A 13,957-nucleotide genomic window follows, 5' to 3' on the forward strand; every position below is an offset into this window, starting at 1 on the left:
CGTGGCACACACGCCGCGCTTACGGTGGTCGTGGTTCAGGTGCGCAGGCAGCGGATCCTTCGCCGCCGGTACTCGCTACCCCCCGGCCGACCCGCCCCACTCCGGTCGGCAGGTCAATGCCGGCGGCCGGCTCGACACCGGCCGCCGGCACGCGGGTGTCACGTCGCCGCCGCCGGATTCCGATCTCTGAACCCCCCGCTGTGGGCCGGTCATTCCGGCGGCAGCACCCCGCACAGCGCCTCCAGCGCCGCCCCGTAGGCGTGCTCGGACGGGGTCGCGTACCCCACCACCAGACCGTCGCCCGCCACCATCGCGCTCTCCGGGTGCCGGAACGCGGCGAGGCCGTCGAGGGCGATGCCCTGCCAGGCGGCCGCCTGCACGGCCGACCGCTCCGTGCCGGGCGGCAGCCGCAGCACCGCGTGCAGCCCGGCAGAGATGCCCGTCACCTCGACGTGCGGAGCGTGCACGGCGAGCGCACCGACGAGCCGGTCACGCCGACGCCGGTAACGCTGCCGCATCCGCCGCACATGACGGTCGTACGACCCGCCGGACATGAAGTCCGCCAGCGCGAGCTGGTCCAGCACGCTCGCCCATGCCTCCCGCTCGCCCTTCGCCGCCAGCACCGGCTCCACATGCCGCTCCGGCAGGACCATCCAGCCCAGCCGCAGCGCCGGTGACAGGCTCTTGCTGACCGAGCCGATGTGGATGACCCGCTCAGGGTCGAGACCCTGCAGTGCACCGACGGGCCGGCGGTCGTAGCGGAACTCGCCGTCGTAGTCGTCCTCCAGCACCACCGCCCCGCGAGCGCGTGCCCAGCCGATCACCGCAGCCCGGCGCTCCGGGTGCAGCGGGCCACCGGTCGGGAACTGGTGAGCGGGCGTGAGCAGCACGGCGCGTTCCCGTCCGAGGTCCGCCACCTGTGCGCCGTGCTCGTCCAGCGGCAGCGGTACGGTGCGCACGCCGGCCGCCGCGAGCAGCTCCCGGTGGAAGCCCAGCCCGTAGGCCTCGACGCCGAGCGGACCGCGCAGCACCCCGCCCGCCGCCGGTCCCTCCTGCGCGCCCCGGCTGAAGAGAAGCCGCAGCGCGTGCGCGAAGCCCGAGCAGATCACGATCCGGTCCGGCTCGGTACGCACCCCACGCGCGCGTGCCAGATACTCCGTCAGCGTCTCCCGCACCTCCCGGCGCCCGGCGGGGTCCCCGGGCCCGAACGCCTCGCCGGGCGCCGCCTGCAGAGCCCGGCGGTACGAGGCCGCCCAGGCCGCGCGCGGGAACGCCGACACGTCCGGCGTGCCCTGCCGCAGGTCGTGCCGCGGCCCACGCACGCGCGGGGGCATCTTCACGGGGCTCCGCACGGCGGGGCGCAGCGGCTCGGCCCGCTCGGCGACCCGCGTCCCCGACCCCTGCCGCGCGGTCAGCCAGCCCTCGGCCACCAGCTCCGCGTACGCGTCCGCGACCGTGTTGCGGGCGACACCCAGGTCGGCGGCGAGCGAACGGTACGGCGGCAGCCGGGTGCCCGGCGCCAGCCGCCCACTGCGCACGGCCTCCCGCAGGGCCCGGATCACCGCGGCCCGGCGCCCGCCCGGTCCCGACAGCTCCAGATGCAGATCGGCGCCGATCCGCTCCGCGGAATTGACCCATGATTCCGTCATGGAAATGCACCCTACAACCAGTCTTTCAGGCCCGTAGATTGATGCACATGACGACGAACACGACCGCCGCACCGGCCATCGACCCCACCACCGAGATCGCCGCCGCCGAGGTCGCACGCACCCGCCTGGACTTCGCGAAGGCCGCGCCGAAGGTCTTCCGCGCGATCATCGGCTTCGACGCCGCCGCGCGCCAGGGCATCGACCCCGCCCTCGTCGAACTGATCCAGATCCGCGCCTCGCACCTCAACCACTGCGCCTACTGCCTGCACATGCACACCAACGACGCCCGCAAGGCCGGCGAGAGCGAGGACCGGCTCCACATGGTCGCCGTCTGGCGTGAGGCCCGGCACTTCTTCACCCCGAAGGAACAGGCCGCCCTCGCCCTGACCGAGGCGGTGACCCTGGTCGCCGACGGCGGCGTCCCCGACTCCGTCTACGCCGAGGCCGCCGCCCAGTTCGACGAGCAGGAACTGGCCCACGTCCTCGCCCTGATCCTCACCATCAACACGTGGAACCGGGTCGCCCTGGCGACAGGCAAGGTGGCAGGCACGGACGAGCGCACCGGCTGACACCACCTGCCGGGGCAGCGGGCGGTGGTGGGCGTGCCTCCCCGGCTGCCCCGGTCGTGCACCGACGACTCACCGGCTCGGCCAGGTGACGGCACCTCAGACCACCATCGGCCGGTCCGTGGGCGCGATCGGGGACGGCAGACGCGAACTGCCGGTCAGATAGTGGTCGACCGCCGCCGCGACCGCCCGCCCCTCCGCGATCGCCCACACGATGAGCGACTGCCCGCGCGCCGCGTCCCCGGCGGCGAACACCCCGGGGACGTTGGTCGCGAAACCGGCGTCCCGGGCGATCGTCCCGCGCGGCGCCAGCACGAGACCCAACTGCTCGATCAGCCCGTCCCCCTGGTCGGGCCCGGAGAAGCCGAGGGCGAGCAGCACGAGGTCGGCGGGGAGTGTCCGTCCGGTGCCCGGCACCGGAAGCCGCCGCTCGTCGACCTCGACCAGATGCAGTGACCGTACCCGTCCTGTCTCGTCCCCCGTGAAGTGCAGCGTGGACGCCGCGAACAGCCGTGCGTCCGCGTCCGCCGCCGGCGCCGTACCCAGATCCCGCGCCTCCTCGTGGGCGGCCGACAGCCGATAGATCTTCGGGTACGTCGGCCACGGCTCGGTGTCGTCGTCGCGCTCCGCACCCGGCTGTGCGTAGATGTCCAGCTGGCTCACGGACGCGGCCCCCTCGCGCACCGCGGTTCCCAGACAGTCCGCCCCGGTGTCCCCGCCGCCGACGATCACGACGTGCTTGCCGGCAGCCGACAGCGGCGATACCTCCAGATCCCCCGCACACACCCGATTGGCCAGCGGCAGATACTGCATCGCCTGGTGTATCCCGTTCAACTCCCGGCCCGGCACCGGAAGTTCCCGCCACGCCGTCGCACCTGTCGCGATCACCACCGCGTCGTACCGGGCCCGCAGCTCCGCCGCGGGAACGTCCCGCCCCACCACCGTCGACGTACGGAACTTGGTCCCCTCGGCCCGCATCTGCTCGATCCGTCGCTCCAGATGCCGCTTCTCCATCTTGAACTCGGGGATGCCGTACCGCATCAGCCCGCCGATCCGGTCGTCCTTCTCGTACACCGCCACCGTGTGCCCGGCCCGGGTCAGCTGCTGTGCCGCGGCCAGTCCGGTGGGCCCGGAGCCGATGACGGCGACCGTCTTCCCGGACAGCCGCTCGGGCGGCCGGGGCGGGGTGAAACCTTCCTCCCACGCCCGGTCCGCGATCGCGCACTCGACGTTCTTGATGGTGACCGCCGGCTGGTTGATCGCCAGCACACACCCCGCCTCGCACGGCGCCGGACACAACCGTCCGGTGAACTCGGGAAAGTTGTTGGTGGCGTGCAGCCGGTCGCTCGCCGCCCGCCAGTCCTCCCGTGAGACCAGGTCGTTCCACTCGGGGATGAGATTGCCCAGCGGGCAGGCCTGGTGGCAGAACGGAATGCCGCAGTCCATGCAGCGGTCGGCCTGCTTGCTGATGATGGGCAGCAGCGCGCCCGGGACGTACACCTCGTCCCAGTCCCGCACCCGTTCCTCGACGGGCCGCCGAGGCCACTCCTGGCGCGGCGTGGTCATGAACCCCTTGGGATCGGCCATGGGCGTCTCCTCGCGTACGGGCACCACCGGAGGCGCCGGATGTACGGCGGGCCGTGCGTCATCGTGCGGCACTCTTTCGGCCACGATACGTCCGCGCCGACGGCACTGCAGGGCGACGGACAGCGCTTTCTGCCGGGGGTGTCGCAGGGGGCGCGCAGGAGGAACTCAGGGGTCACCGTGGGCGCGGTTCAGGGGATCGCCCTAGGGAAGGGGTGTGGGGCTGCCGGGGGTGGAATCAGGTGAGGGCCAGTACATAGACGAGGGCCGCCGCGGCGGAGGCGACGGTCCGGACGTGGTTCCAGAACGTCCACTCGCGCACATACACCGGCCAGTACACGGCGGCCTCCGGCGCACCCGGGGTGAGCTCGGCCAGCCGGTCGTTGCGGGGCACGTTCGCGGTGATCGTCAGCACGAACGAGCCGAGCAGGTACAGCGCGCTGCCGATCAGCAGCTCCGCCTTCCCCTGGTCCGGCCACACCACGAACGTCACCACCGCGATCATCGCGCTCAGTACCGCCGACCCGATGAACAACGACATGAAGGCAGGCCGCACCGCGGCGACGTTGATCGCGTTCATCGCGGCGACACCCTGCGCAGGCGGCAGCGCAGCGAGCCCCCGCATCACGAAGGCCGAGAAACCGCAGAAGACACCGGCCACCAGCCCGGTCGCAAGGATCCCCGCCAAGACCAGCAAGAATAGCGGCCCTTCGATCATCTCCACGCCCCCATCCCGCGCCACCGGACCCGGTACCCGACGCCACCATCACCTTCACCCCCAGTGAAAGCCCAGCGGTCGAAACCAGCCATCGCTCGACCCGGCTCCGGACGGCAGCGGCCGCTTCTCCTCCTCAGCCGGTGTCCTCCCCGAAGCCGGCTCCGGCCGGCGGCAGCTGCTTCCTTCTCCTCAGCCGGTGTCCTCCCCGGCCGTCTGCCACGCCAGCAGCACGCTCTCCACGGCCGGCGCGATCCTGCGCCGGGCCTCGTGCCGTGGTATCCCGCGCATCAGCAGCTGGTCGTACGGCGTGTCCACATGCCGTACACCCGCCACGACCGCCGAGATCACCGCCCCTTCGCTCAGTGCCCGCCCGGCCGGGCTGCGCCCGACCCGCCCGCTGCCCCGCACCGACGCGTGGGCCGCGATCGCTCGTGCCCGCTCTGCCGGACAGCCCGGGAACAGCCGGAGGATCTCAGCCGCGAACGCCGCCGCGAACTGCTCGTCCTCCGCCGCCCTGCGCCGAGCGTCCCGCGCCCGCCTCCGGCGCCGGGCCTCCGCGTCCGCCAGACAGCGGGCCTCGGCCCGGGCCAGCGCGGCCTCCTCCACGAGCACGCCCTGGCGCTCATAGCGGCTCCTGCGCCGGTTGAACCGCACCACCACCGCTGACAGCGAGCTTTCCTCCCGCGACCTGCGCGTCAGGGCCGTGTCCCCGCGCGGCAGGAACACCAGGTGCCCGAGGTCCGCGCAGTGCAGGCAGTGTGGTGCGCCGTCCTCCAGCACCAGCAGCGACAGCGGCCCACGCCGGCAGCGGGCACACCGCTTCTGCTTCAGCGGCTGGATGACGACAAGTCGGCCGGGAGAGTGGGGAGTTGCGGGAAGCGCCATACGCGGTACTTTCCCCGCCACCACCCCCGCCTCCCGCCTCCGCCCAGGTCAACTTCTCCCCTCCCCGTCCGCCGCCGTCCCCACGTGCCGACCCTGATGTCGACTGCCCGCCGCTGTCCCCACGTGCCGGCCCTGACGTCGACTGCCCGCCGCCGTCCCCACGTGCCCGCCCTGACGTCGACTGTCCACCGCCGTCCCCATGCGCCGGCTCTTACGTCGGCTGTCCACCGCCGACCGCACCTGCCCCACGCGCCGGCTCTTACATCGGCTGTCCGCCGCCGACCGCACCTGCCACGTGCCGGCCCTGACGTCGACTGTCCACCGCCGGCTCCGCGCCGGGCTCGACGCCCTGTTGTGATCGTCACCGACCGCGCGTCGGCCCGCCGCCGGTGGCATCCCCGGCCCCGGCGCCGACTGCCCGGCTCCCATCCGATCGCAGGCGCCCGCGTTGCTCCGCCGGGCCACCCGGCATCATGGGCCGTGTGCGACTCGAAGCGATCACCTGGGACCGGCTCGCCGAGCAGCTTGCCGACCGGCTGGCCGGGCTGGCGCCGGCCGACGGCGGCGCGTGGCCGCGTGTCGGCTTCGACGGGGCCCCCGCTGCCCGACCCGGAGACCTCGCCACGCGCGTCGGGGAGGCACTGCGGGTGCGTGGCCGGTCCTCGCTTGTGGTCGGCACCGAGGGATTCCTGCGCCCCGCCTCACTGCGCCTGGAGCACGGGCGGCGGGACGCGGAGTCGTACTACAGCGGATGGTTCGACACCGGCGCCCTCTGGCGCGAGGTCTTCGGCCCGCTCGACCCCGGTGGCAGTGGGCAGGTCCTGCCCGATCTGTGGGATCCGGACACGGACCGGGCCACCCGCAGCCCCTACGTCCAGCTCCCGGCCCGCGGAATCCTGTTGCTCCACGGCCCGCTACTGCTGCGCCACTGGTTCCCCTTCGACCTGACCGTGCATCTCCTCCTCTCCCCGGGCGCCCTGCGCCGCCGTACCCCCGAGGCCGACCAGTGGACTCTCCCCGCCTTCGAACGCTATGAGACCGAGACCGATCCGGCAGGAACGGCGGACGTCCTCGTGCGCGCCGACGACCCCCGCCACCCCGCCTGGAGCGGCTGAATCCGGAGCCCGGCCCGGAGATCCGGACCAGAGAATCAGCGAACCCCTATGCATGCGTGCGCATGTAACTGTGTAGCCCCGCAACCAACTGGTCCCACTGCTCAGAGCCAGCCGTTGCGCCGGAATCCCCGGTACAGCGCCAGACACACCCCCGCCATCACGGTCATGATGAGCGGATAGCCGAACCGCCAGTGCAACTCCGGCATGTGGTCGAAGTTCATGCCGTACACCCCGCACACCATCGTCGGCACGGCGATCACCGCGGCCCAAGCGGTGATCTTGCGCATGTCCTCGTTCTGCGCGACGGTCACCTGCGCCAAGTGCGCCTGCAGAATGGAGTTGAGCAGTTCGTCGAACGCGGCAATCTGTTCCTTGGCCCGGATCAGATGGTCGAGCACATCCCGGAAATAGGCCTGTATCTCCGGGTCGACGACTCGTATGGGCCGGGTGGCCAGATCCTCCACCGGGCGGCCCAACGGCACCACCGCCCGCTTCAGCTCCAGCAGTTCGCGCTTCATCTGGTAGATGCGGCCCGGGTCGAGGCGGGCGCCGTTCTCCGAGAACACGTCCGTTTCCACCTGGTCGATGTCCGCCTGCACCGCGTCCGTGACGTTCAGGTAGTCATCGACGACATGGTCCGCGAGCGCATGCAGCACCGCCGCGGGCCCCTTGGCGAGCTGGTGCGGGTGCGCCTCCAACTCCTCGCGCAGGGGGCCCAGGGAGCCGTGGCGCCCGTGCCGCACGGTGATGACGAAGTCCGCGCCGACGAACACCATGATCTCGCCCGTGTCCACCACCTCGCTGGTCGCCGTCAGCTGCTCGTGCTCCACGTAGCACACCGTTTTGAACACCGCGAAGAGCGTGTCCCCGTAGTGCTCGAGCTTCGGGCGCTGATGGGCCTCGACCGCATCCTCCACCGCCAGCGGATGCAGGTCGAACAGTTCCGCGATGCCCGCGAACTCCTGGTCCGTCGGCTCGTGCAGCCCCAGCCAGACGAAGCCCTCACCGCTCTTGCGTACCAGCCGTACGGCGTCCACCAGATCGCCGCACCCCGGCACACGCACGCCGTCCTGGTACGTCACGCACTTCACCACCGACGAGCCCAGCGGTGACCTGGCGGGATGACTCAGGTCCACGCGCCGCCGACGCCGGGCCAGCCGCGCCACCGTGCGCAGGCCGCCGACCCTGCTCAGCTCCGTGACCTTCCGCAGATTCCCTGCCATGGACATCTGGATCTCCTTGCGTGGATCTCCTCGCGTAACGCTTCCGCGCCTTGCCCGGCAAGTCTGCCAGTCCCGGGCAAAGTGCGGGCACGCCTGTGGGAGCAGGGGATTCCGCTTGGTTCCCGCCTGTGGACGAACCGGTCGTAGAGCCGGACGAGCCCGACGAGTCCGATGCCCGGGATGATCGGGGAATGAACCGATCCGACGGGTACCTCCTGGACAACCGGCAGAACGAGGCCGGCGAACGCTTCGCCGCCTTCGCCGCCCTCTTCGATCCCACCACCTTCCGGCACCTCGAAGGGCTCGGCGTCGCACCCGGCTGGCGCTGCTGGGAAGTCGGAGCCGGCGGCACCTCCGTCGTGTCCTGGCTCGCCGCGAAGGTGGGGCTGCACGGCCAGGTCGTCGCCACCGACATCGACACCTCCCGGCTCGCCGCCGAAACCCGCCCGCCGGTGGAGGTCCGCGTCCACGACGTGGGCGCCGAGGAGCCGCCGGGGGAGGGGTTCGACCTGGTCCACGCCCGGCTGGTCCTCGTCCATGTGCCGGACCGGGAAAGGGCGTTGCAGTCCATGATCAAGGCCCTGCGGCCCGGTGGACGCCTGCTCATCGAGGACGCCGACCCCGCCCTCCAGCCCTTGACCTGCCCCGACGAGTACGGCCCCGAACAGCGCCTCGCCAACCGGCTGCGCCAGGGTTTCCGCAAGCTGCTCGCCGACCGCGGCGCCGACCTGTCCTACGGCCGCGTGCTCCCGCGCCTGCTGCGGGAGGCCGGGCTGCGCGGCGTCGAGGCCGACGCCTACTTCCCCGTGGCCTCGCCCGCCTGCACCGCCCTGGAAGCCGCGACGGTCCGTCAGATCCGCACCCGGCTCGTCGATGCCGGGCTGGCCACGCACGAGGAGATCGACCAGCACCTGGCCAACATCGAGGCCGGCGGCATGGACCTGGCCACCGCCCCGATGATCTCGGCATGGGGCCACAAGGCGTAGCCACCAGGACGCCGGACCACGGCGACACGGCACGGGAAACACGGCCGGACGGTCGCCGGATCAGAATCACCGCCCGCGAGCGCTGCACCACTTCCGCAGGGCACCGGCTCCTCAGGACTGCCGGACCGTTTCAGCCGCGGCCGGCCGCCTTCCGGGTCGGCAGAGCCGGCACTCGGCGTTCCCTGCCGGCTAGTCCCCGCTCCGAGGATGCGGCGGTCTGCCGCCCACCCGTTCCACCGCCTCCGCACCCGCCCGGCAGCCCCGTACCGCCGCCTCCTCCGGCGCCGCGCCCGCGACCAGCGCGGCGAGGAGGGCGCCCGTGAAGGCGTCGCCCGCGCCCGTGGTGTCCCGCGCCACCGCCGGCACGGCCGGGACCCGGGCGCGTACGGCGCCGGAACGGGCCACCAGCGCCCCGTCCGCGCCCGCCTTGGCCACCACCATCGGCCCGAGACGGCTCAACTCGGCCGCAGCGTCCGCCGGATCCGTCAGGCCGGTCAGCAGGCACGCCTCGTCCCGGCTGGGGAGCAGCAGGTCCAACTGCTGCGCGAAAGCCATGAACCGGTCCGCCCCCAGCTCCACCAGGAAGCCGGCCGACGCCGGGTCCAGACTGACCGGCACACCACGCGCGCGTGCCGCTGCGAGCGCCGTCTCGGCCAGCGCCCGACTCGGCTCCTCGAACAGCAGATAGCCCGACAGATGCAGCCGGGCCACCCCGTCGAGCAGCGTGTCCGACCAGTCGGCGGGGCACAGCCGCAGGGCCGCACCGCTGTCCGTCAGGAACGTCCGCTCCGCCGCCGCACCCGTGTCGACGAGGCAGATCACCGTCCCGGTCGCCGCCTCCGGATCCACCACCAGCCGGGGCCGTACCCCGGCCGCGACCAGTTCCCGCTCGTGCCACGCGGCAGCGTCCGCGCCCACCCGCCCCAGCAGCCGTACGTCCGCACAGCCCGCGTGGGCGCTCCAGCAGGCCACATTGGCGCCCGCACCGCCCGGCAGCTTCCGGATCACGGCGGCCGTGTCGGTGCCGCCCGCGAGCGGACCCTGGTGCCGGGCGACCACATCGGTCACCACGTCCCCGACGACCAGCAGCGCACCGTGCAGGCTCCCTGTCACCTCTTGGTCCACTCCGTGGCGATCCGCGCCGCCAGCCGTACATTGCCGCGCACCGCCGCCAGGTTGGCCCTCAGCGAGGCGCCGTCCGTGTGCCGGACCAGGTGGTCCAGCAGGAACGGCGTCACCGCCTGCCCGGTGACCCCCTGCTCCCCGCAGGCGCGAAGTGCGTCGGCGAGCACACGCGCGTGCAGCCCGGGATCGAGCTGCTCGGCCTCCGGGACGGGGTTCGCGACGATCAGCGCCGACTCCGGCGCGTCCAGCGCGTCCTGGGCGCGCATGACAGCGGCGACCTGCTCAGGGGTGTCCAGCCGCCAGTCGACCGGATGCCCCGAGTCCGACAGGTAGAAGCCGGGGAACCGGTCCGTGCCGTACCCGGCGACGGCCACGCCCAGCGTCTCCAGCCGCTGCAGCGTCGCCGGTACGTCCAGGATCGACTTCACGCCCGCGCACACCACCGTGATCCTGGTGCGCGCCAGCAGCCCGAGGTCGGCCGACTCGTCCTGGGTCGCCGTCCACTCCCGGTGCACACCGCCCAGCCCACCCGTGGCGAACACCCTGATCCCCGCCAGCGCTGCGAGCTGCGCCGTCGCCGACACGGTAGTCGCCCCGCTCGCCCCCGCAGCGACGGCGAGCGGCAGGTCACGGTGGCCCAGCTTGCGGATGCCGTCCTCGTTCGCGACCCGCTCCAGCTGCTCTTTGTCCAGGCCGACCAGGGGCCGGCCGTCGAGCACGGCGACGGTGGCCGGCACCGCACCCTCCCGCCGCACCGCCTCCTCCAGTTCCAGCGCCACCTGCAGATTGCGCGGGCGAGGCAGGCCATGCGCGATGATCGTGGACTCCAGGGCCACCACCGGCCGCCGCGCGTCGATCGCCTCCCGGACTTCTTCCGACACCACCAGCACCACGTCCCCGCCTCCTGTCCGTCGGTCCTTCCCTCATCCCTGGCGGTCACAGGCCCCGGATAAACGCTTGCGGCCTGTGGGGGAGGCCACCAGCCTGGGCCGCATGACCAACAACACCACGCGTCTCGACCACGTCGTCCTGTGGGTGTCCGACCCGGTCGCCGCAGCCGGCTTCTACGAGACGGCCGTCGGACTCGAACCGATCCAGGTCGCCGAGTTCGCGGAGGGGAAGGTGTCCTTCCCTTCCGTACGCGTCAACGAGGAGACCATTCTCGACCTCGCCCCGCGTACCCTCGCCGAACGCATGCGGATGCTGCCCGGCTCGGCCGACAGCGCCGGCCACCCGGTCAACCACGTCTGTCTGGCCCTGCCGGCCGACGCCTTCGACGCCCTGCGCGCCCGCCTGGAGAAACACGGCGTTCCCGTGTCGGACATCGACCACGGCGCCTCCGGTGCCCGCGGCAACGCCACCCGCAGCTTCTACTTCCGCGACCTCGACGGCAACGTCTTCGAGGCCCGGCACTACGACGACTAGCAGCGTCCCCGGCCGGTCAGAAGAGCGGCTCGGGGAGCACACCCTCCAGGGCGAGCAGCTTCCGCTTGGTCTCCAGCCCGCCTCCGAAGCCTCCGATGCCACCGCCGCTCTCGACCACGCGGTGGCACGGCACCACCACCGGCAGCGGATTGGCACCCATCGCCGCGCCGACCGCCTGCGCCCCGCCGGGCTGCCCGACCCGTCCGGCCAGATCGCCGTATCCGACGACGGTGCCGTACGGCACACCGGACGCCAGCTCGCGCAGCACCTGCCGGTTGAACCCGGAGATCAGCGACCAGTCCAGCGGCAGGTCGAAATCGTGCCGGTCACCCGCGAAGTACGCCCGCACCTGGCATATCGCCTCCGCCAGCAGCGGCGAGTCCGGATCCTCCGCGGGTACGCCGCCCAGCCGGGCGGCCAGCCGCTCCAGCGCCCGGTCGCGCACCGCGTCCGAGGCGTGGAAGACGACGTTGACGAGGCCCTCGCGGGTCGCCGCCAGCATCAGCGGGCCGATGTCCGTGCCGACGACGGCCCACACGACCCGCTGCTCATCCTGCCCGTGGCTGTCCATGCGCCCACGGTACGACCCGCCGCTGACAACGCCCGTCCGGCTCAGTCCGTGCCCAGCGCCGCCCGCACCACGTCGGGCTTGTTCGTGATGATCCCGTCGACCCCGTAGCCGGTGACCAGGCGTGCGGTGGCCGCGTCGTTCACCGTCCAGGCGAGCACTCGGAGCGGCTTGGCGTGCGGCCCGTCGAAGGCGTGTACGGCCGAGACGAAGCCCAGGGACAGCGAGCCGTACGAGGGATTGATCAGATCGGTGAATCGCGCGAACCGGTGCAGCTGCGCCACGGCGGGCGTGCCGAGGTAGGCGGTGGTGACCGCGGGCCTCAGCTCGTGGACGGTTCGCACGCTGTCGGCGCTGAAGCTCTGCACGATCAGCCGCGGCAGGTGCCCGCGGTCGAGCCAGCCCTCGTTGCCGAGAAGCTTCAGCGTGTCCTGCTCGATGCCCGGGTACAGCTCGGGGTTCTTGATCTCCAGGAGGAGTTTCTCGTGGTTGTGCTCGACCCGGCGCATGTACTGCTGCAGCGTCGGCACACGCGCGCCCGCGTACGCGGGGGAGAACCAGCTGCCCGCATCGAGCCGGGCGATCTCGGCGGCGGTGAAGTCCTTCACCTTCCACGGCGCCCGCCCGGGGAAGACCTCCTCGACGTTCGTGGTGCGCTGCAGGCTGTCGTCGTGCAGGACGATCAGCCGGCCGTCCCTGGTGCGCTGGACGTCGTTCTCGACCCAGGAGAAGCCCAGCTCGGCGGCCTTGTCGATGGCGGCCAGCGTGTTCTCGGGAGCGTAGGCGGAGGCGCCCCGGTGGGCGATCACCGTGGGCACGGTGTCCTCGCCCGCCCGCGCGTGTGAGGCAGGACTCAGTAGTATCGCCACCGTCACCGAGCCTGCGGCGACCGTGGCGGCAACTGCGCGCGCGTACATGCGTGCTCCCTCGCGTCGACCAATACCGACAGCACAAGACTGACAGCAGACGGTCAACGACACCCGTGCGCACGATGGCCACAGATTGAATGGAGATGTCCACGCCCGCTCACGGGTGGCGCACATCTGCGGCAAGGGCGTGTTTCTTTGCCGGAAAATCGTTCGACCATTCCGGTGGGGGTCATACTCTCTGCGACAACCCTGACCGCCGGAGCGGTCCTGGGACGGGGGCAGATTTCAGGTATTCCGGGACGCAACAGGGCGGAAGGGCAGCCGCGTATGCAAGGCACGGTCGACGGATTCAGCTACGGGGCCGTCACTCCGCTGGTGGCCTATCTGATGGCCTGCCTGGGTGGTGCCCTCGGCCTGCGGTGCACCACCCGGTCTCTGCTGGTCACGCACTCCCGGCGCCCCGCCTGGCTGGCCCTCGGCTCGGCGGCGATCGGCTCCGGCATCTGGACCATGCACTTCGTCGCCATGATGGGCTTCTCCATCAAGGAGGCACCGATCCACTACGACAAGTCGATGACCTACGCGAGCCTCGGCCTCGCGATCGTCATGGTCGGCGTCGGGGTCTTCATCGTCGGTTATCGGGGCGCCACCGGAACCCCGCTGTTCACCGGCGGCACGATCACCGGCCTGGGTGTCGCCTCGATGCACTACCTCGGCATGGCGGGCGTCCGTTTCCACGGCCGGTTCACCTACAGCACATTCACCGTCGCCGTCTCCGTCGTCATAGCGGTCGTGGCCGCCACGGCCGCCCTGTGGGCCGCCGGCCGTGTCCGCGGCTTCCTGTGGAGCGTGGGCGCGAGCCTCGTGATGGGGCTCGCGGTCAGCGGCATGCATTACACCGGGATGACCGCCCTCAGCGTCCACCTCGACAGCGCCTCCCACGCCGTCGCCGGCGCACCGGCCGCGTCCGCGCTCGCGCCGATGCTGATCGGGCCGCTCGCCTTCCTGCTCCTGGCCGGCGTCGTCGTGATCTTCGACCCGCTGATGGTGATGGGCCGGCCCCACCGCAGGTCCGTCGAGGTCAAACCCGGGGTGCCGGCCGCCGAGGTCGCCTCCCACACGGGCCGCCGCCCCGCCCTGCACGAGAGGCGCCGGCCGGCCCGCAGGCCCGAGCACCACGGAGCCCGCACTCCACAGAACCGCTGATCGGAGCCCGTTGTCAGTGGGGGGTCGTACGGTGGATG

At 72.2% G+C, this 13,957-nt stretch carries 14 protein-coding genes; 5 read left to right on the plus strand and 9 right to left on the minus strand.

Annotation, left to right across the window (positions count from 1 at the left end):
• Positions 1–209 precede the first annotated feature (209 nt).
• Entirely contained in the window at positions 210–1,649 is a 1,440-nt protein-coding gene (gene pdxR / locus ACZ4SF_RS25665; RefSeq protein ID WP_468388456.1) for a MocR-like pyridoxine biosynthesis transcription factor PdxR, read from the minus strand.
• 41 nt (positions 1,650–1,690) lie between these two features.
• Here pdxR and ACZ4SF_RS25670 point away from each other — a divergent pair, with 41 nt between their 5' ends.
• Entirely contained in the window at positions 1,691–2,218 is a 528-nt protein-coding gene (locus ACZ4SF_RS25670; protein WP_468388458.1) for a carboxymuconolactone decarboxylase family protein, read from the plus strand.
• Positions 2,219–2,314: 96 nt separating this feature from the next.
• Here the strand turns inward: ACZ4SF_RS25670 and ACZ4SF_RS25675 are convergent, their stop codons facing one another.
• The 3 genes from ACZ4SF_RS25675 to ACZ4SF_RS25685 form a co-directional block, all read right to left on the minus strand.
• Positions 2,315–3,802: a glutamate synthase subunit beta gene (locus tag ACZ4SF_RS25675; protein WP_468388460.1), complete on the minus strand. Its 1,488-nt coding sequence runs from the start codon at positions 3,800–3,802 to the stop codon at positions 2,315–2,317.
• A 235-nt stretch (positions 3,803–4,037) separates the two neighbouring features.
• Entirely contained in the window at positions 4,038–4,517 is a 480-nt protein-coding gene (locus ACZ4SF_RS25680) for an anthrone oxygenase family protein (protein WP_468388604.1), read from the minus strand.
• A 189-nt stretch (positions 4,518–4,706) separates the two neighbouring features.
• Complete coding sequence (locus ACZ4SF_RS25685) at positions 4,707–5,402, minus strand: DUF2293 domain-containing protein (protein WP_468388462.1); 696 nt, start codon at positions 5,400–5,402, stop codon at positions 4,707–4,709.
• 473 nt (positions 5,403–5,875) lie between these two features.
• Between ACZ4SF_RS25685 and ACZ4SF_RS25690 the strand changes: the two genes are divergently transcribed.
• Positions 5,876–6,517, plus strand: coding sequence for a nucleoside/nucleotide kinase family protein (locus ACZ4SF_RS25690; protein ID WP_468388464.1), 642 nt, complete (start codon positions 5,876–5,878; stop codon positions 6,515–6,517).
• A 101-nt stretch (positions 6,518–6,618) separates the two neighbouring features.
• On the opposite strand, the gene corA is transcribed toward ACZ4SF_RS25690, so the two are convergent.
• A complete protein-coding gene (corA, locus tag ACZ4SF_RS25695) occupies positions 6,619–7,746 on the minus strand; it encodes a magnesium/cobalt transporter CorA (RefSeq protein WP_468388466.1) in 1,128 nt (375 codons plus the stop codon).
• A 185-nt stretch (positions 7,747–7,931) separates the two neighbouring features.
• Here corA and ACZ4SF_RS25700 point away from each other — a divergent pair, with 185 nt between their 5' ends.
• Complete coding sequence (locus tag ACZ4SF_RS25700; RefSeq protein ID WP_468388468.1) at positions 7,932–8,726, plus strand: class I SAM-dependent methyltransferase; 795 nt, start codon at positions 7,932–7,934, stop codon at positions 8,724–8,726.
• A gap of 189 nt (positions 8,727–8,915) precedes the next feature.
• On the opposite strand, the gene ACZ4SF_RS25705 is transcribed toward ACZ4SF_RS25700, so the two are convergent.
• Positions 8,916–9,839 (minus strand): carbohydrate kinase family protein, encoded by a 924-nt coding sequence (locus ACZ4SF_RS25705; RefSeq protein ID WP_468388470.1) that lies wholly within the window; start codon positions 9,837–9,839, stop codon positions 8,916–8,918.
• Complete coding sequence (locus tag ACZ4SF_RS25710; RefSeq protein WP_468388472.1) at positions 9,836–10,744, minus strand: pseudouridine-5'-phosphate glycosidase; 909 nt, start codon at positions 10,742–10,744, stop codon at positions 9,836–9,838. The genes ACZ4SF_RS25705 and ACZ4SF_RS25710 overlap by 4 nt, the downstream gene beginning before the upstream one ends.
• A 100-nt stretch (positions 10,745–10,844) precedes the next feature.
• On the opposite strand from ACZ4SF_RS25710, the gene ACZ4SF_RS25715 reads away from it, so the two are divergent.
• Positions 10,845–11,276, plus strand: coding sequence for a VOC family protein (locus tag ACZ4SF_RS25715; RefSeq protein ID WP_468388474.1), 432 nt, complete (start codon positions 10,845–10,847; stop codon positions 11,274–11,276).
• 16 nt (positions 11,277–11,292) lie between these two features.
• Here the strand turns inward: ACZ4SF_RS25715 and ACZ4SF_RS25720 are convergent, their stop codons facing one another.
• The gene (locus tag ACZ4SF_RS25720) at positions 11,293–11,847 is read right to left on the minus strand and encodes a methylated-DNA--[protein]-cysteine S-methyltransferase (RefSeq protein WP_468388475.1); all 555 of its coding nucleotides are present in this window, start codon (positions 11,845–11,847) and stop codon (positions 11,293–11,295) included.
• 41 nt (positions 11,848–11,888) lie between these two features.
• Positions 11,889–12,761, minus strand: a complete 873-nt coding sequence (locus tag ACZ4SF_RS25725; protein WP_468388477.1) for a glycerophosphodiester phosphodiesterase — start codon at positions 12,759–12,761, stop codon at positions 11,889–11,891.
• A 279-nt stretch (positions 12,762–13,040) separates the two neighbouring features.
• Between ACZ4SF_RS25725 and ACZ4SF_RS25730 the strand changes: the two genes are divergently transcribed.
• Entirely contained in the window at positions 13,041–13,919 is an 879-nt protein-coding gene (locus ACZ4SF_RS25730) for an MHYT domain-containing protein (RefSeq protein ID WP_468388479.1), read from the plus strand.
• The last annotated feature ends 38 nt before the right edge of the window (positions 13,920–13,957 follow it).

This window comes from Streptomyces sp. NPDC027663, from assembly GCF_055566415.1.